10 protein-coding genes are annotated in these 18,108 nt (G+C 41.6%); 8 read left to right on the top strand and 2 right to left on the bottom strand.

All coding sequences use genetic code 11. The features are described 5' to 3' along the window. The 8 genes from EZ437_RS01800 to EZ437_RS01765 are packed head-to-tail and all read left to right on the top strand — an operon-like array spanning position 1 to position 9,022. Positions 1-1,080, top strand: coding sequence for a GumC domain-containing protein (locus EZ437_RS01800; protein WP_131592659.1), 1,080 nt, complete (start codon positions 1-3; stop codon positions 1,078-1,080). 5 nt (positions 1,081-1,085) lie between these two features. Then, the gene (locus EZ437_RS01795; protein WP_131592657.1) at positions 1,086-2,411 is read left to right on the top strand and encodes an O-antigen polymerase; all 1,326 of its coding nucleotides are present in this window, start codon (positions 1,086-1,088) and stop codon (positions 2,409-2,411) included. Beyond that, the gene (locus EZ437_RS01790; protein ID WP_131592655.1) at positions 2,383-3,660 is read left to right on the top strand and encodes a lipopolysaccharide biosynthesis protein; all 1,278 of its coding nucleotides are present in this window, start codon (positions 2,383-2,385) and stop codon (positions 3,658-3,660) included. Before EZ437_RS01795 ends, EZ437_RS01790 begins: the two co-directional genes overlap by 29 nt. Positions 3,661-3,668: 8 nt before the next feature. Continuing rightward, complete coding sequence (locus EZ437_RS01785; protein WP_165500321.1) at positions 3,669-4,634, top strand: glycosyltransferase family 2 protein; 966 nt, start codon at positions 3,669-3,671, stop codon at positions 4,632-4,634. 10 nt (positions 4,635-4,644) lie between these two features. Continuing rightward, entirely contained in the window at positions 4,645-5,391 is a 747-nt protein-coding gene (locus EZ437_RS01780) for a glycosyltransferase family 2 protein (protein WP_131592651.1), read from the top strand. Positions 5,392-5,393: 2 nt separating this feature from the next. Further along, positions 5,394-6,287 (top strand): NAD-dependent epimerase/dehydratase family protein, encoded by an 894-nt coding sequence (locus EZ437_RS01775; RefSeq protein WP_131592649.1) that lies wholly within the window; start codon positions 5,394-5,396, stop codon positions 6,285-6,287. 58 nt (positions 6,288-6,345) lie between these two features. Next, entirely contained in the window at positions 6,346-7,320 is a 975-nt protein-coding gene (locus tag EZ437_RS01770) for an MraY family glycosyltransferase (protein ID WP_131592647.1), read from the top strand. Positions 7,321-7,333: 13 nt separating this feature from the next. After that, positions 7,334-9,022, top strand: a complete 1,689-nt coding sequence (locus EZ437_RS01765; RefSeq protein ID WP_165500320.1) for a capsule assembly Wzi family protein — start codon at positions 7,334-7,336, stop codon at positions 9,020-9,022. An 8-nt stretch (positions 9,023-9,030) separates the two neighbouring features. Here the strand turns inward: EZ437_RS01765 and EZ437_RS01760 are convergent, their stop codons facing one another. Together EZ437_RS01760 and EZ437_RS01755 are read right to left on the bottom strand one after the other, a co-directional pair. Further along, on the bottom strand, positions 9,031-9,939 hold the full coding sequence (locus EZ437_RS01760) for a PorP/SprF family type IX secretion system membrane protein (protein ID WP_131592643.1): 909 nt from the start codon (positions 9,937-9,939) through the stop codon (positions 9,031-9,033). Between the two features lie 13 nt (positions 9,940-9,952). Next, complete coding sequence (locus EZ437_RS01755) at positions 9,953-17,974, bottom strand: cadherin-like beta sandwich domain-containing protein (protein ID WP_131592641.1); 8,022 nt, start codon at positions 17,972-17,974, stop codon at positions 9,953-9,955. Positions 17,975-18,108: the final 134 nt, after the last annotated feature.

Below are 18,108 nucleotides of genomic sequence, written 5' to 3'. Positions count from 1 at the left end.
ATGGAACAAGTTAAAAGCGAAATTTCTGTTCAGGAGCTGCTCTTTAAATTCAAAGACTGGATGCGGTATCTGCTATCGTACTGGAAAACGATACTGTTTGCGGGATTAGTCGGAGCCATCATCGGCCTCAGCTATGCTGCTTTTACGATCCCTGAGTATACCGCTAAAACTACTTTCGTCTTGGAAGAAGACGCAATGGGAGGAAGCATGGGCGGATTGGGACAAATGGCCGGACTCGCTGCTATGGTGGGCATTGATATTGGAGGTTCCTCCAATGGACTTTTTCAGGGAGATAACATCGCTGCACTTTACAAATCCAGGGTCATGCTGGAAAAAGCTTTATTGACCAGAGCTGTTATTGGGGACAAAGAGCAATTGCTCATCGACAGTTATGTAGAAGTGGCAGGCTTGAAAAAGAAATGGTTCCGTAGCACTAAATATGCGGATGCGCACTTTACTGAAGTTACAGGGAGGCCGGAAACCAGACTGGCAGACAGTCTTTTGCTGGAGGTGATTGAGGACATTGATAAAAAGTACTTAAAGGTTGGAAAGCCGGATAAGAAACTAAATGTAATCAGCGTGGAATTTACCGCTGAAAATGAAGAGTTTGCCAAGGTATTCAACCGGACCATCGTGGCCACGGTAAACGAGTTCTACATCGAAACAAAGACCAAGAAGTCATTGAGCAATATCCGTGTTTTGCAACAACAAACGGATTCAGTTAAGGCGGTAATGAATGGGGCTATCTCCCGTGCAGCCAGGGTAGTGGACATTACGCCTAATTTAAATATTACCCGGTCTTCGCAACGGACAGATCCAGTGCAGCGATCACAATTTAATGCCGAAGCTAATAAAGCGATCCTGACTGAGCTTGTTAAGAATTTGGAGCTTTCTAAGATGAACTTTTTGAAGGACAAGCCTTTGATACAGGTCATCGATGAACCTACCTTCCCAATTAAAAAGGAAAAGCCGGGAAAAGCTGCGATGACTGCTTTCGGATTTTTACTAGCGACGATACTGGTTGTATTCATACTCGTCTTTAAGCACTTTTTTAGTCGGTTAAACATGTCAGTCCGATAGGCGGAATGGAGGTCGTTGAAAAGATAATTGCTATATTCTATAGTCTGGTAATCCTGGGCGGGGCGCTTTGCCTTCGACGTGTTACCGGTACCTGGTTGTTTCCGGGATGTCTTTTTTCGATGTTTTGGTTCTTTTACACCTTTTTCCCGCTTGTGGTCTTATTTGAAGTGCCTGTTAATCCTAATTCGATTGCCTTTATCACGACAGCGGTATTGCTATTTTCATCCACTTTCCTGCTTTTCGACTGGAGAAAAGCCTTCCTGGAGAACCTGAACAAGCCGCAACCAGCAGAGGTTTTTAATTCCCCTTTTCTAAGACTCACGTTGGTCAGTGCTATCTTAATCTCTCTCTTTGGCTCGGTTATGCATTTGTTTGCCCAGGGATTTGGCCTGATGGATGTGTTCAATAATCCAGTATTAGTAGCCAGTAAGTTTGCGGATGCAAGATACAACGACACACTAGCTTATACTCCGTTTGGTCCCATCAGTTTATTGTTTTCAAATATTTCGGTGATTGTAGGAGGTTTAATATTTGGTTCTGTCCAGGCAAGCAAGAACAAAAAAATTCTTTTCGCCTTCCTGCCTTCCGTAATCATTCTACTTACCCAATCTTCCAAAGGGCTATTTTTTCAGTCCGTGTTTTTGTTTTTAGGAAGTATTCTGGTTACAAAACTCTACGCCAATGAACTGAAGATTTTCAGTTTCAAGATCATCCTTCGCGTCATCATTATCGTATCCATATTTCTCGTTTTAATCGCGGTCTCGTTCTTATCACGAGGACTAAAGGATGTAGACGATTTTGGTGTATTGTTAGATAATTTTCGGATACTATTTGCCACCTACTTCTTTACCCATATCTATGGTTTTTCAGATTGGTTTACTGCTTTCACAGGCGGAAGGGCTGCCTTCAATTATGATACGAGTCACTACTATTTCGGATTCTACACCTTTACCGCAATATTTGAATTCTTTGGTTCAAATAAAGTAACATCTCAAGGCGTCTATGATGAGTTTTTTATGTATAAAGACTTGTTGGAGTCCAATATTTACACCATTTTCAGAGGGATGATTATGGACTTTGGAATTATCGGCTCACTTATTTTTATGCTCGTAAATGGCTTTTTTCTCCATTTGGTTTTTTACGTGTTTTTAAGGCGCAACCGACCGGTATTTACAGTTGTAATGGTCATATTTATGGTTGAATATTTTTATATTTCATTCATCATTAGCCTGCTTACTTGGAGCATTATTCCGCTAACCTTTCTAGTTTGCTACCTGATTTTAAAATTTAACAATTACAATTTTGTTCTTAAGCCCACTGTTCAAAAATAGCAAGATCCGTTATGCATTGTACATTCTTGTAGCTCAGGGATTGTTCATGGCTTGCAATTTGTATATCAATCACTGGATCAATGACAACTGGCATGTTGAGGGCTTCGCTATATATAATTTGGTCAAACGTGTATCATCCTTTATCGTATTTCCACTGTTGGTCGGAGCAGGGATTGCTATTCCAAGATATATCAGTTTTTTAAAAGGAAAAAAGGTGATTGATGATAGTTATGAATATTTACTTTCGGCTATCGTCATTTTTTGTGGCACGTTCGGTTTGTTCAGCCTAATTACATTATTCTTTCCCGGAGTGTTGTTAAAAGCTTTTGAAGATGGACCTATTGATGAGGGAAAGATTCTGCTGAGCATTTTACTATTTATATTCAGTCAGGGGCTCTATGTATTGCTAAGTGCCTACTATCGGGGCAGGATTCAATTTGGTCCGATGAGCTTATTGAATATTGCAGTGATGTCGATCCTTCCGCTAGTATTCTTGTATGTTGGGGCCGATGTGTTTGGCTATTTTACCTATTATTCCCTTACCACATTGGCTTTACTTATCACATTGCTGGTGTTGCTGTGGTTTCGTAGCCAAGTGTCCGTCAGTCGAATCCGCTACAAGTCTTACCGGTTGTTTAAGTTTGGGTATCCCCGGATTGTTGCTGAGCTCGGGCTGTTTGCACTTGAATTTATGCCTGTATTTATGATAAGTTTGTTTGTAGGACTGACAGAATCAGGCTACATGTCAATGACTTTTATTTTGTTGAAGTTAGGCTCAATGTTCTACGAGTTAGTAGGCTCATTGATCTTACCCTATTTCGGTAAGCTCTTTAAATCTCAGCCACCTAAAGTCTTTGTAAGCAGAGTTGATCAATTGTTGATTGGCGGGCTGATAACTTCTATCTGCTTAACTATCGGATTTTATTTCTTTATCCCTGTAGCGATAGAAATATTTTTTCCGTCTTTAAGTAAAGCAATTTCCCCCTCGCAGATGGTATATATGGCTTTTCCGGTATATTCATTATATCTTTTATTAAGAAACATCCTGGACATAATGGTAGATAAGGCGTATAACTCAATTAACTTAAGCATCGTATTTGTAATACAGCTTCTCCTGCTGTCGATAGGTTTTTATTTTGAAAATGCAATTTTTTATTCAATTTTGTCACTCGTTATTCCATACATTGTTTTAGGTTTGCTGACTTATTTTGTTTGGATCACCAGAAAAAGTAAACTGGTTCAGGGTTAATGGAGAATATGGCGCAAGCATTAAGTATAGTCATCGTAAATTATAATGGGAGTGCTTTTCTTGAAAATTGCCTTAGAAGTTTTGGTGGTTTTCTGGATTTAAATAATATTGCTCATGAGTTTTTGATTCTAGACAACGCATCGACTGATGATAGTGTCGAGATAATAAAGAGAATAGCATCGGAATTTTTGAATGTTAAACCAGTATTTTCAGAGATCAATCATGGTTTTGGAAGTGCTAATAATATTCTGATTGAAATGGCTGCGTATGCTACAGTGGTACTGTTAAACAACGATACACTCACAATTGACCTGCAGGAGCTCTGTAATAAAGCCAAAAATTCTTTACTGGAAAAGAATACTATCTATTCCTGTTCAATCTTAAATGCAGACCATAGTATACAGAAAAATACATTTAGTTATCCAAAGGTGTTTAATATATTGATCGATGTATTTCTTGTGAAGAAGCTGTTCTATTCCGCTTACAAATTTCTTTTTAAAGAACGACTTCAAGTTCTCAATGGCTATTATAGTGGATGTTATCTGGTGATGAAGGCGGATGTGTTCAAAAAAGCGGGCGGATTTGATCCTGATTTCTTTTTTTATCATGAGGAATGTGATCTTTTCCTTCGGCTAGAAAAATTGGGAATCCAAAAAGAACTGTTAAAAGACAGAATTGTGCATTATGGTTCAGGAGGGATAGGTATTAGCGATTTCGCATTTAAAAATTATTATGTTAATCTGGCAAGATTATTGATCAAGAACCACTATGGTTCTGCGGACCTAATTAAATTGATTTTTAAAATAAGCTTTCATTTTAGAATTCTATTGTTATTATTTGGATTCAAAATACCATATAGTCCCTTTTCACACATGTATAAATCTAATGCCATCTTTCAATCTTCCAACAAGCAGCTTATAGCCCTTCATAAGGAAACCCTGGCACAGATTTCCGGATTGCATTATTCAAAATGATAGCGGTTGAATGAAAGTATCCCTGATTACTGCTTCTTATAACAGTGCTGCGACTATTGAAGATACGATTAAGAGTGTGACCTCGCAAACCTACAAGAATATTGAATACATCATCATAGATGGGGCTTCGTCTGATAATACTTTGGATATTGCAAATTCTTGTATTGAGGGAGAACATGTGATTTTTTCTGCGCCAGACAAGGGCATTTATGATGCGATGAACAAGGGGATTACTGCTGCCACAGGAGATGTTATAGGGATTATCAATTCAGACGATATGTATCAGGACATGCATGTAATTAAAGAAGTGATGTCACATTTTGAAAGCGACCCCGAGCTCGACATCGTTTATGGTGATTTAGTATACGTAAAGGCCGATGATGTAAACAAAGTAGTACGGAAATGGCACTCTGCGCCGTATTATCCTGGTTTTTTTGAACATGCCAACGTTCCGCCACATCCCACGCTGTTTCTCAGAAAGAAAGTATACGAAAAAGTTGGGCTGTTCAATTTGCAATACCAGCTGGCTTCAGACTATGAATTCATGTTGCGGACTTTTAAAAAATTCAATTTTAAGTCCCTATATATCCCTCGGCTGATGGTTAAAATGAGGTTGGGAGGCGCTACCAATAAAAGTTTGTGGAATATTTTTAAGGGTAATAAAGAAATTCTTTCTGCCTGGAGAAGTAACGGGCTAAAGGTTCCATTTCTATTAATGCCCTGGAGATTTATGAAACGTTTAATTCAGTTTATTTAACTATGGATATACTTCTTACCGGAGCACAGGGTTTTCTTGGATCTATCATCAGGGCAGAATTAAAGCAGTATAAATTTACTTCGATGGGAAGAAGCCGAATAAATGACATCTCCGGTGACATCTCCAAAGAAATATTTGCCCTTCAAAAATTTGATATGGTGATCCATGCTGCAGGCAAGGCACATTCGGTACCAAAGACGCCTCAGGAGCACCAGGAATTTTTTGATGTAAATTTTAACGGAACAGCTAATCTATTACAGAGCCTTCATGAACACCCCCCTCGGTTATTCGTGCTCATCAGTACCGTTGCTGTCTATGGTCGTGATAAGGGGCATTTAATTGATGAAATGCATCCTTTGGCAGCAAACGATGCCTACGGACAGAGTAAGATTAAAGCAGAACAACTTGTTCTTTCGTGGTGTAAAGAACATGAGGTAACCTGCACGATACTCAGACTTCCTTTGATTGTCGGACCAAATCCTCCGGGTAATTTAAAGTCAATGATTAAGGGAATAGAAAAAGGTTATTATTTTAATATTGGAGATGGGGCAACCCGGAGGAGTTTAGTCCTTGCGGAAGATGTCGCCAGGTTTATCCCTATTGCAGCTTCCAGAGGAGGCATATATAACCTTACGGATGGATACCATCCCTCGTTCAAAGAATTAAGTGACTATATCGCTACGAAGTATACTTTTTCCCGTCCAAAATCGATGCCTTATTTTATTGCCAAGCTAATTGCCAGGCTGGGTGATTTAATTGGGCCCAATGCCCCTTTGACCAGCAAAAAATTAGGTAAGCTTTGTTCTGAATTAACATTTGACGACACCAGGGCAAGGACCTTGCTCAAATGGAAACCACAGCCTGTTCTTGAAAAATTCATAACTCATAATAAATGATCATATTAAAACTAAAATCCTACCTTTGGAGCAATTACTAGTAACAAAAAGTGTGTTAATGGGTAATATTTATGTATTCCTGCTTTACTTTATCCTGCTGTTTATGTTAATGGCGATATATTTTAAACTGGCAGACCGTTATAACATCATTGATAAGCCTAACGAACGGAGCTCACATAGCTTGGTAACCGTAAGGGGAGGAGGTATCATTTTTACGATATCTGCCCTAATGTATGCCGTTTTTTTTGGCTTTCCCTATCCCTATTTTTTATCAGGCCTGGCCATAATCAGCTTTGTTAGCTTTATCGATGATATACGAGAGCTGAATGGTAAGATAAGATTGGTATTTCAGTTTATTACCTCAGCGTTGATGTTCATGCAGTTACACTTGTTGTCCATTCCCGTGTATTGGATCATACCCTTGCTTGTCTTTGTTGTTGCTATGCTTAATGCCTGGAATTTCATGGACGGGATCAATGGCATAACAGGAGGATACAGCTTGCTTACAGTGATGACGCTGATTTACTTGAATGATAAAGTCGTGCCTTTTAGTAGTACTGGTTTTATGGTAGCCGTTGCCCTTGCGTTACTAGTCTTCATTTTCTTTAATTTTCGGACACATGCGCGCTGCTTTGCTGGCGATGTCGGAAGTATTAGTATAGGATTTATCATTGCCTTTTTAATGACACAGCTCATTATCACTACTGGCAATCCAAATTATTTATTGTTTCTGTTACTTTATGGCCTTGACGCCACCACCACCGTTTTCTTTCGTTTAATGAGAAAGGAGGAGATACTGGAAGCACACAGGAGTCACCTGTACCAATTTTTAGCTAACGAAAAGGGACTGGCACATAACACTGTTTCCCTCCTGTATGTCTTTTTTCAGTTATTGATCAATGCATCTATAATCCTTTTAGTACCAACAGGTACAGACACAGTAATCTATTCGTTGCTGATCGGACTGATGATTTTTTTAGCTATTCGGTTTTCTATAGAAGGGAAGGCACATTTATTACGCAATGAAAATTAATTTTTATAAGATTATGAAATTAAGATTACTCTTTTTGCTCTCATTATTACTTATATCAGTGCAACTGGTAAACGCTCAGACACTTCCTGTGGGCCTGCTTGACAATACGGATGATCTTTACAGGAGACAGCAATTGCTTGGAAAGGATAGTTCCAAAATATCCTTTATGGTTAGGCCTGTGCACCTCAGCGGATTGAACAATTTACTTGTTCCGGGAGATGTAGATGGCAAAACCTTTAATGACTGGAACAAAGTATTATGGCAGAACCCAAAGGGGAATATAGAAGTCCGTGCTTTGCCGGTGGTATGGCAGCAGCAGATAAATTCACATCACCCATATGGTTGGAACGATGGGGCGATAATTTCAGCCAAAGGCTATCAAACATCGTTGTCAGCCGGGGTCTTTGCTAAAATCGGCCGTTTGAAGATTCAGTTAAGGCCCGAATTTGTATATGCAGCCAATCCTTATTTTTTGCAGACTTATGAGGCAGATAATGAGACGGCATTTAAAAGTGCCATCGCTAATTATTACAACCGTATTGATGCACCAGAGCGCATTGGAAATGATAGCTATAGTAAGGCTAATTTGGGACAAAGCAGCATAAAACTTGATTTAGGTTCTGTAGCCATTGGGGTTTCTAACGAAAGTCTATGGTGGGGGCCAGGTGTTCGAAATTCCTTATTAATGAGTAACAATGCACCAGGATTTCTGCATGCTACTGTCAATACTATCCGCCCTATTCAAACTCCTATAGGCTCCTTTGAGTCCCAGATAATTGGGGGACGGCTTGAAGGATCAGGAATCCTGCCGCCCTCTGGATTAAAATATTCAAAGTTTGATGACTGGCGATACATTTCTGGAATTGTATTCGTCTATCAGCCTAAATGGGTTTCTGGATTATATCTTGGTTTTGATCGCACGTTTACAACTTATAGAAGTGAAATGGGCACTGGTTTAGGAGATTATTTTCCATTATTTTCCGGCTTAGAAAAGAAAGGTTTTCAAAATGACGAAACATTGGAGAATTCTGAAGACGGTTATCGAAGAGATCAGATTTTCTCTTTATTTGCCCGATGGCTGATGCCTGAGTCAAATTCTGAAATTTATTTTCAATTTGGCAGAGAAGACCATGCATGGGACTTTCGGGATGCTTTTGCAGAACCTGAGTATTCACGTGCTTATGTAGCAGGGTTTCGGAAGTTAATCCCATTCAAATCAAGATTAGAGGAATTTGTTCAGGTTGGAATAGAACTTACTCAACTTGAACCCGCAGGTTCTAAAGCCTCGAGGCCGACTGGAATATGGTATTCGCATTCACAGTTAAATCATGGATATACAAATAAGGGTCAATTTATTGGAGCTGGAATTGGACCAGATAATTTACAGTCCGTTGATGTTGCATGGGTAAAAGGTTTAAAAAGAATCGGATTTTTAGCTGAGCGCCGTGTACATAATAACGGACTATATTACCGCGCTGTAGCGGGTCAGATAGAACCTCGCAGGCATTGGGTAGATCTTGGACTAGGAGGTAATTTGGACTGGGACTACAAGCACTTTGTTCTCAATGCTAGGATGATTTATACACATTCATTTAACTATCAATATCGGGTAGAAAATCAAGACCCTAATTTATTCTGGGTATCTGATAAGCAAGATGCGGACAACCTTCATCTAAAATTAGGTTTGATGTACCGGTGGTAGGGCTAAAGTTAAAGAAGTTTAGATGATAGAGGTTTCCCGAACTGGTAGGAAAAGCTAATCTCGTTTCTTGCATTGTTAATGCCTCCTGAGCTATTGCTTCCCGCAGCGCCTGTTTCATAACTGTAGCCGATCTTAAATTTGTTAAAATTTACAGATAGGATAGCCGCTATGGTTTTTTCAGAGCTGTAAGCAAAGCCGACTCCAAGTTTATCAGCCAAATACAGTGTTCCTGATATCCTTGCGGTCACAGGTCCGTTTTTCGCATAACTCACCAAGGTTGCGGGCTTCAGTTTGAAGTCTTGTGCAATATTGAAGATATAAGCACCTGAAAAATAGTAATGGCTTTTTAAATAGTCGGTTTGTGATCGTTGTGCTGTTTCCAGCGCTCCAAAGGTAAGTTGCGGCATAGAAAGGCCCAGGTAAAATTTTTCACTATAGTACATGATCCCAAAACCAATATTGGGTTTTGTGTCACGCACATTTGTCATAAACTCTGGATCTGATGCATCAAGCGCTGAGTAATTTGCAGCATAATTGCGCAATCCACCATTAATGGCAACCGATAGGTATTGGCTCCCAGTTATTTGTATGCTCTTTGCAAAAAAGGCATTGACTTCCAACTGTCTCACTAATGGGGTAAGGTCGTTTAATAGATAAATCCCAGTCGCAGCATTTATAGCGCTTATTGGTAAACTTCCGTTAAACAGCAGGCTGCTCGGCGCATCTTCAATACCGATAAACTGCCTGTGTCCTAATACACTTACTGAGCCAGATTTGTCCAGCATCGAGTAAGCAGCATTAATAGGTGTTAGATTGTCAGCATATTGGCTGTAGGTGTATATCTGTTGCTGAGAAAAAACCCTGCTGCTGATTAATAACATCAGCAGCAGGGTTAGGAATGATTTTTTATAATGCATTGAACCTTTAGGGTTAATATTTGAGTATTATGTACCCTGTTTTTCTGGTTTTATTTTTACCTTTTTTGTATTCCAGGATATAGTAGTATGTTCCTTGTACCTGCATAGTTCCGTTATTTGCATGTCCGTCAAACACATTTCCGTTGGTTCCGTACGCTGAGGTCTTGTATACAAGGACTCCTTTAGAGTTGATGATGGAGATCTTATTATCCGGATATTGGTCTAACCCGTCGATGACTAGGTAGTCATTGATTCCGTCCCCATTAGGAGATAGTCCCTGGTGTACCAGCACGCTTATTTTTCCGCTTTGCTGATCGTCATCTCTATCTGTTGGGATGAGGTTGTTTTCCGGCTTGTCCTTGTTGACCATGATGGTGTTGTTCGGCTTACGTTTCACGTTAATGCCATAAGTCCTGGTAGTAACGCCGTCCTGCGCTGTTACCACGATTTCTACTTTAGTTGTGTCTGCGTTCAAGCTTATAGGGGCAGAGAATGTATCAGAGATCACATTAAGACCGTTGATTTTTATAGAAGCATTGGTATCTGTTAGCTTTGGCTTAATCATTACGGTATTAATGTTATTTTCTACAGTCGTAAGATAGTTTCTGTAAGCTGTTCCCGTAGTAATGGTGAGTGCGGTTTTCGTACTCATAGTGAAAGCCGAGGTCGAGATGCTAGCCCCAGTACGCTTCACGTTGATCTTATAGGTTTTAATAGTTGTCCCGTCCTGTGCTGTTACCACTACATTGATCATTGTAGAATCTACATTCAAGGATATTGGTGCAGAGAATACCCCTGAAGTAGCAGCAACACCATTGATGACCACAGTAGCATTTGGATCTGTCAAAGTAGGTTTTACACTAATTGAAGTAGTATTAAAATCTATCGAAGTAACATAATTTCTAAATCCTGCTCCGGTTGTCAAGGTCAAAGTAGCTTTGGGGTCAAGCGCCAGCGATGCAGTTGCTATACTAGCCCCTTCGCGCTTTACATTTATGGTATAGAGTTTTGTACTTACGCCATCCTGGGCTGTTACCAGTACATTGATCAAAGTTGAATCGGGATTTAAGGTGACAGGTTCAGAGAATTCCCCTGATGCTACAAGGCTGCCGTTTACCGTTACAGTAGCATTTGGGTCAGTCAGAGTTGGTTTTACCCTGATTTCGGTGGTGCTGAAGTTTATAGAAGTAACGAAATTTCTGTATCCTGTTCCGGTTGTCACCGTCAGGGCAGCTTTTGTGTCAAGTGCCAGTGATGCAGTTGCGATGCTAGTGCCTTCGCGCTTCACATTTATGGTATAGAGTTTTGTGGTTACCCCATCCTGGGCTGTTACCATGACATTGATCAAAGTTGAATCGGGGCTTAAGGTGACAGGTTCAGAGAATTCCCCTGATGCTACCAGGTTGCCGTTTACCGTTACAGTAGCATTTGGGTCTGTCAGGGTTGGTTTCACCCTGACTTCCGTAGTGCTGAAGTTTATGGAAGTAACGAAATTTCTGTATCCTGTTCCGGTTGTCACCGTCAGGGCAGCTTTTGTGTCAAGTGCCAGTGATGCAGTTGCTATGCTAGCCCCTTCGCGCTTCACATTTATGGTATAGAGTTTTGTGGTTATTCCATCCTGAGCTGTTACCAGGATATTGATCAAAGTTGAACCGGGGCTTAAAGCGACAGGTTCAGAGAATGCCCCTGATGCTACCAGGCTGCCGTTTACCTTTACACTAGCATTTGGATCTGTCAGGGTTGGTTTTACCCTGATTTCTGTAGTGCTGAAGTTTATGGAAGTAACGAAATTTCTATATCCTGTTCCGGTTGTCACTGTCAGGGCATCTTTTGTGTCAAGTGCCAGTGAAGCGGTTGCTATGCTAGCCCCTTCGCGTTTCACATTTATGGTATAGAGTTTTGTGGTTACCCCATCCTGGGCTGTTACCAGGATATTGATCAAAGTTGAATCAGGGTTTAAAGTGATAGGTTCAGAGAATGCCCCAGATACCACCATGCTGCCATTTACGGTTACGATAGCATTTAGGTCTGTCAACGTTGGTTTCACACTGATTGAAGTAGCGTTGAAATCTACAGAAGTAACGAAATTTCTGTATCCTGTTCCGGTTGTCACAGTCAAAGGGGTCTTGGTATCAAGTGCCAGGGATGCTGTAGCAACATTTGATCCCCTATACACTTTTAAAGTATATGTCTTAGTTGCCACCCCATTATTCGCTGTTACTGTAGTCACGATAGTTGTCAGGCCCATTTCCAGTGCGATCTCCGGAGTTTCCTCTGAATTGTATGGTGCTCCGTTTACCGTAACCACAGCGTTCGCACCTGGATGGTTTACCAGCGGTGCTATTGTATAGGTAGTAACAGCACTTCCCACGGTTGCGGTATAGTTTGTTACTGCCGCAGAAAATACGGGACTCACCGCACTGCTTGCACCCAGACTGCTAAGGGTTGCATCATCGGATGGTAAACGTGTTACGACTATGGTATAGGTTTTAGTAGTTACCCCATCTGCTGACCTTACGACTGTTCTGATCCTGCTTGGAGGGCCTGTGAACACGTTAACTGTAGCAGTTGGATTAGCCGCATCAATCGTCGTTCCATTCACCTGAACGGTATTTCCTGCATTAGCTGCAGTAGGGGTTACAGTGACAGTCTCCACATTGTTAGGTACTGATACATTATAAGTGGTGGTAGCTGCTGAGAAAGCTGGAGTTAAAGGTCCCCTGTTGATGGAAAGGGAAGCCAGGTCTACATTCACATAAGGCAGCCTGTTCACATGTACTTCATAAGTTTTAGTGACTAACCCGTCTTCTGCGGTTACCACTACCGTAAACAGGTTATCCCCTACGGCAATCGGATGCAGGTCACTTTCATTGAGATCTGCATCATAAGCAGCCCCATTCAGGGTAATTGTTGAATTTGGATGTTCCTTGTTTAAGAAGAACCTCACAGAAGCCACACTATTAGGCGCATTTACCGTTGTTAGTTCTTCATAAGAGAAGTTGAAGTTCTTTGAGAAGCTCGGCGCTGCTGACACGTTTAGTGAGGATAACCTGGCAATGGGTGATTTTGCAGGCGGTGGCGTTCCCCCACGGGTAAATACCAACTGATAAGTCTTCGTTTGGCTACCGTCCTGTGAAGTGACCACGATATTGAAGGTGTTTGGCCCGCCGTGTAAAACCATCTGATAATCCTGGAACCTTGGCACGGCCGTTCCGTTAACTTTAACTGTCGCAAACTCATTTTCAGCATGAAGCCTTAAAGGAAGGCCTGTATATATGGAATCAGCCATGTTCGCCGTATAAGCATATACATCTCCGTCAAAGCTTTGATCAAGGCCACCTTCCAGGAATGGAATGTATAAGTTAGCAAGCCTGGCATTATTAGATTTTTCCCTAACAACATTCAGGGTATATGTCTTAACATTATTTCCGTCCTCGGACGTTACCTCGACAGTCAGCTTGTTGGTGCCGAATCCAAATACCATGTAGTAACCGCCATAACTGTCTACCGGCTGATCGTTGACCCATACTTTTAAGCTAGACCTGCCGCTCGTAGTAACCGGGTTAAAACGGCCATTACTGGTAGTATGGATTACCGTTCCGCTGTAATTCAAAGTACCATCAACGATCGGACTGGTCATTGTAACCAGTTCACTTCCAAAAGAGGCCAGAGTTGCATCAGGTGATTTCGCCCTGTCTATCATCACCGTATAAAACCGGTTATCTCCGTTTTCCGATGTAACCGTAAGGTTATAAGCATATTCGCCAACAGAAAGCTCATAAGTAAACGGATTTTCTGCAGTCGCTACCGTTCCGTCATATCCTTTGACAACGGCAGAGCTGTCTGCCGCAATACCATACATACTCACGCTCGCCGTACTATGTGGTACAGAGGCATGGTAAGTAATCACATTTGGATCAAAAGCCGGAGTTAGGGTTGCGCCATTCACCACCAAGCTGCTCAGCAGGTTGTTGGTCGAATAGGCACGGTAAATGTTTAACCGGTAGGTCTGAGTAGTTTCATCCTGCGCGGTAATAACAATATCAAACTGGTTACCACCTGCTATAAGTGGGAGCGTTTTAGTGCTGCCAGATACATAAGGCACTCCATTTAAGGTAGCTGTTGCAAAGCTGCTGTTTAGCGTTGCCGATAGGTCAAAAGAGGTGATATTGTTTGCTACTCCAAAACCATAATTCAGTACAGAAGGACTAAAAACCGGAGTAAGCGTACCTTTCGAAGCCGTTAGGGCAGAAAGTGTATTGTCAGCTGAGGCAACAATGCTCAGCGCCGTGCTGTTTCCTGCTGCCTGAATGAAATCATAATTCCCGGCGCTCAGTCCTGCTCCTGTAATCGGGTAAACCCCTCTTGGTGAATTTAACAATGCCGAGCTTGAGAATGCAAGTGTTCCTGTAGTGGCCGTCTCAATAGTTTCCCCGTATGCAAAGCCAGTGACACTACCTGTAAACGTTGGATTAGCAGTGTAAAAAGGTTTTGTTGCTGGTGTTGCCACATAAGTGAGCAGCGCTTTGTTAATATTAAAATCGTTACCTGTAAAGTTTATGACATAGTTGTCGCTCAATGAAAGCGTACCTTTTGAAATTGCATAAGTACCAACATATTCTCCAGACCCTCTGCTTAGCGCTCCGGTAAAGCTTTCGCCAACGGGTGATTCTGATATGGTATAAGTTAGTTCCGGATCACCGGTTCCATAAGTTTTAGTCAGCGCGTTGGATGCTACATCAATCGTTTTCTTCCCGATGGTAAAAGTTCCACCGTTGAAGAAGATTTGATAGTTATTGCCAAAGGAAAGTGTACCTTGATTGATAGGATAGCCGCCCCTGGTTTCACCAACAGCTCTCGCCAGATTTCCGCTTGCCGTATCGCCATCCACTAAGGTTTGGTTGATGTTGTAGGTTAATGAAGGATCTTCATCCCCGAAAGATTTGGATAAGTTTGTTGCCGTAATATCCAAGCGTCTTGGAGTAATGGTCAGGTTGTCACTTATAAAAGTAATATCGTAATTGTCTTTGGTATATACGCCATCGGATATATTTACTGGTGTTTTTTGACCTAAAGTCAATGCATACGTGCCTACATTTTCGCCAGGTTCTCGGCCAAAAACACCGGTCATTCCCTCACCCGGTGCGACTGATGTGCCATTTGCAATTTGATAAGGATATACAGGGTCGGCATTACCATAAGATTTTGTTGCAGGTACTGGTTTTAATGTAAGCGGGCGTTTAGTGATGGTTAACGTTCCACCCTGAGCAAAACTTAAAGTGTATCTCGGGTTATCCAGCGCAACTGTGCCCAGGCCAGTAATGTTGTATATGCCAATATTTTTACCCTCCGCTCTGCTTGGCGTTCCGGTAAAAGTAGCATTTCCTACAATCGGAACATTTGAACTGAAGGTGTATTCAGGATCTTGCTCGCCATATACTTTTGTTGCTGCATTTGGAGTTATAACCAGCGTCTGGCGGCCAATAGTAAGGTTGTCCGAAATGAAGTTAAAAGTATAGTTGCTATTGATTGCAAGTGTTCCTTGAGTAATTGCGTATTGACCTGGGTCTTCACCGGCAGTCCGGCTTAAGCTCCCTGTAAATGTAGCATCAGTGATGTCTGATTGGACTGCATAAGTGAAAGCAGGGTCTGCAGTACCAAAGGCTTTAGCTGCAGGATTAGCAGTAACATTAACCTGTTTTGGGGTAATCACAAAAGTATTGGTAGATATAAAGTTGATGTTGTAATTACTGGTAACATCAGCGAAAGTGCTGGTACTTACAACTCGTTTTTGCCCTATTAGTGTAGCGTAAATACCTACATTTTCGCCAGGGCTGCGGGAAAAAGGCCCAGTTGTCGCATCTCCGGCCGCAAGCGTAGTTCCTTCTGAGTTAAAACTAATAAAATATGGATCTTCCTCACCAAATACTTTGGTAGCTCCAACGGGTTTAATTGTGTACGGCCTTTTGGTGATGGTTAAGTTCGCACCTACATAAGTAATATTATATTTGTCGCCATAAGATAACGTGCCTTGGGTAATGGCATATACACCAACAAATTTGTTGGTATTTGGGTCTTCCCGGCTTAATGAACCTGTAGCCGCATCGGTTCCAACTACACCTGTTGTAGTATAGGTAAACACTGGGTCGTTATTGCCATAAACTTTTGTTTGCGCATTAACAGTCACAGTAACGGTTCCTTTATCTACAGTAAGGCTCTGTACGACGTTAGTAGCGGCAAGCCTTGTGGCATCACCTTCCTGCGAAGCGGTGATATTTGCTGTGCCCGGAGCAACAATGTGGACTTGGTTGTTCACAATTGTTGCGACAGCAGCATTGTCACTACTGTAGCTAACAGTTAATCCCTCAGAAGAAGTAGCTCCCGGAGCAAAATCGGCATTACCATAGTTTTTAGCAGCTAAAGCACTAAAGGTAATGGTTTGTTGGGTTTTTGCGCGGGTTACTGTAAGCGTATAGGTTTTGGTGCTATTATCTTGAGCAGTTACCAAAACAGTAATCGTATTACTCCCAACGCCCAGCGAAATGCCGCCAGATGCCGAACCAGAATTTACATTTGTACCGTTGACCTTAATGCTGGCATTCGCATTGTTTTTAGTCGGTGTTACAGTGATAGAAGAGGTGCCATTTGTTACTGAAGTCGAATATGATGTTGTCCCGGCAGAAAATGAAGGGCTTAATGTACCAGCGCTAATGCTAAGACCGGAAAGGTTGTTGTCATTTGACAGCGTTGTGAAAGTAATTGCAGGGCCATAGCTTGTACCAGCACCATTCACTGCATATGCCCGTGCATAATAGGTGGTTGAAGTGACTAACCCTGTTATGCTGGCACTAAAGGCACCGTTTGTGGTGGTGGTAGCCATTACAGCTTTTGAGTCGCTGACAGTAGGTGCTGCGTTTGTCGAACTATAAACAACCCCGCGTTCTGTACTTAAGCCATAGCCCAAAACGAGGTTCCCAGCTAAGGTAGCTGATGTAGCTGTGATGGAACTAGCCGCTGTAGTACTTACGCTAGGCATTCCTGGAACACGAAGCTGTTGGATCGTTTCTCCGTTCTGTACCTGATTAGCTGTATAGACTGTTGAATAGGTATTATTAGTTAAATTGACCGCAACAATTTTTGCCTGCGCATAATAAGCATCTGATACATATGCCCGGTTGTTGCCCTTATCCAGCGCAATTCGGTAAGGAGAATATACGAATGTGCTTATTAAGCCCACATCGTTCGTGCCATCAGATTTTTGTTTTCTTAGCTGATCATTTGCGTGTAGTGTAGCTGCGCTGCCATTTTCACATAAATAATAAATCTCATCTGTAGTTTCATCATAGGCAATATCCCATATCGTATTAATCGATGTTGCGAACGCGCTGAAAGTGACCGCTCTGGAAGCGATGTCTACAAAGTATAAACGTCTTTCTGAGAAGTTAGCCTGGAAAACGATCAACCTATTGTTAACTTTGTCTAACTCTAGTCTGTACGGATTTTTACATAATGAGGAGACAACTGTTTCCTGGCCTGTACCATCACCATGTACGCGATAAATTGCATCGCCGGCTGATACTGCAGTCCCGCCGGTAGTCCCGCTGCCATTGCCACCTTCACTGGTATAATAAAGGTAGTCGGTTCTCGGGTCATACTCCATGTCGCGTAATTCAAATACATCAGCAGGTAAAGCGATCGTTCGGATTAAAGCACCTGTGGTTAAATTGAGCACTTTAATGCCTATAGCACCCGGCTTTGCCTCGTAAGCAAACAACCGGTTATTGTTGCCATCTATCGCAAAACCTATGGTAAGATTGATCAGGTTTGCAGATATCGTTGACTTGTTAGCCCCACTGTAATCCATTTTATAATAGGCGTCGTTTACTGTCGAATTAACGTTACCATCGTTGGTGCTCCAATAAACCTGGGCATTACTTTTCTCTGCCGCAAACAGCAAAAATAGTATCAGTCCGCAAATCGAAATGGAAGCCTTTTGCTTTATCGGCAATGCGAACGAGCGTAGAAGTGTAATCATGGTGGTGATTTTTGTTTGGTAATAAAGGTTAATAACCTGATGTAAAGGTAAGTACTGCTAATAGGTAATTATTTTAATTGTAGTCCTGCATTATATATCAGGACTACAATTTATATTACCTGCATTACCCCTTT

This window comes from Pedobacter psychroterrae (assembly GCF_004331695.1).
In the GTDB taxonomy this organism is placed as follows: Bacteria; Bacteroidota; Bacteroidia; order Sphingobacteriales; family Sphingobacteriaceae; genus Pedobacter; species Pedobacter psychroterrae.
Note: the sequence above shows the minus strand (reverse complement) of the source record. Positions and strands in the feature narration are given on the sequence as shown.

Bases quoted from the DNA above. Each gene is read 5' to 3' on its own strand.
- EZ437_RS01770 (WP_131592647.1), top strand. From the start codon at position 6,346: ATGGGTAATATTTATGTATTCCTGCTTTACTTTATCCTGCTGTTTATG.
- EZ437_RS01800 (WP_131592659.1), top strand. From the start codon at position 1: ATGGAACAAGTTAAAAGCGAAATTTCTGTTCAGGAGCTGCTCTTTAAA.
- EZ437_RS01785 (WP_165500321.1), top strand. From the start codon at position 3,669: ATGGCGCAAGCATTAAGTATAGTCATCGTAAATTATAATGGGAGTGCT.
- EZ437_RS01795 (WP_131592657.1), top strand. From the start codon at position 1,086: ATGGAGGTCGTTGAAAAGATAATTGCTATATTCTATAGTCTGGTAATC.
- EZ437_RS01765 (WP_165500320.1), top strand. From the start codon at position 7,334: ATGAAATTAAGATTACTCTTTTTGCTCTCATTATTACTTATATCAGTG.
- EZ437_RS01780 (WP_131592651.1), top strand. From the start codon at position 4,645: ATGAAAGTATCCCTGATTACTGCTTCTTATAACAGTGCTGCGACTATT.
- EZ437_RS01755 (WP_131592641.1), bottom strand. From the start codon at position 17,974: ATGATTACACTTCTACGCTCGTTCGCATTGCCGATAAAGCAAAAGGCT.
- EZ437_RS01760 (WP_131592643.1), bottom strand. From the start codon at position 9,939: ATGCATTATAAAAAATCATTCCTAACCCTGCTGCTGATGTTATTAATC.
- EZ437_RS01775 (WP_131592649.1), top strand. From the start codon at position 5,394: ATGGATATACTTCTTACCGGAGCACAGGGTTTTCTTGGATCTATCATC.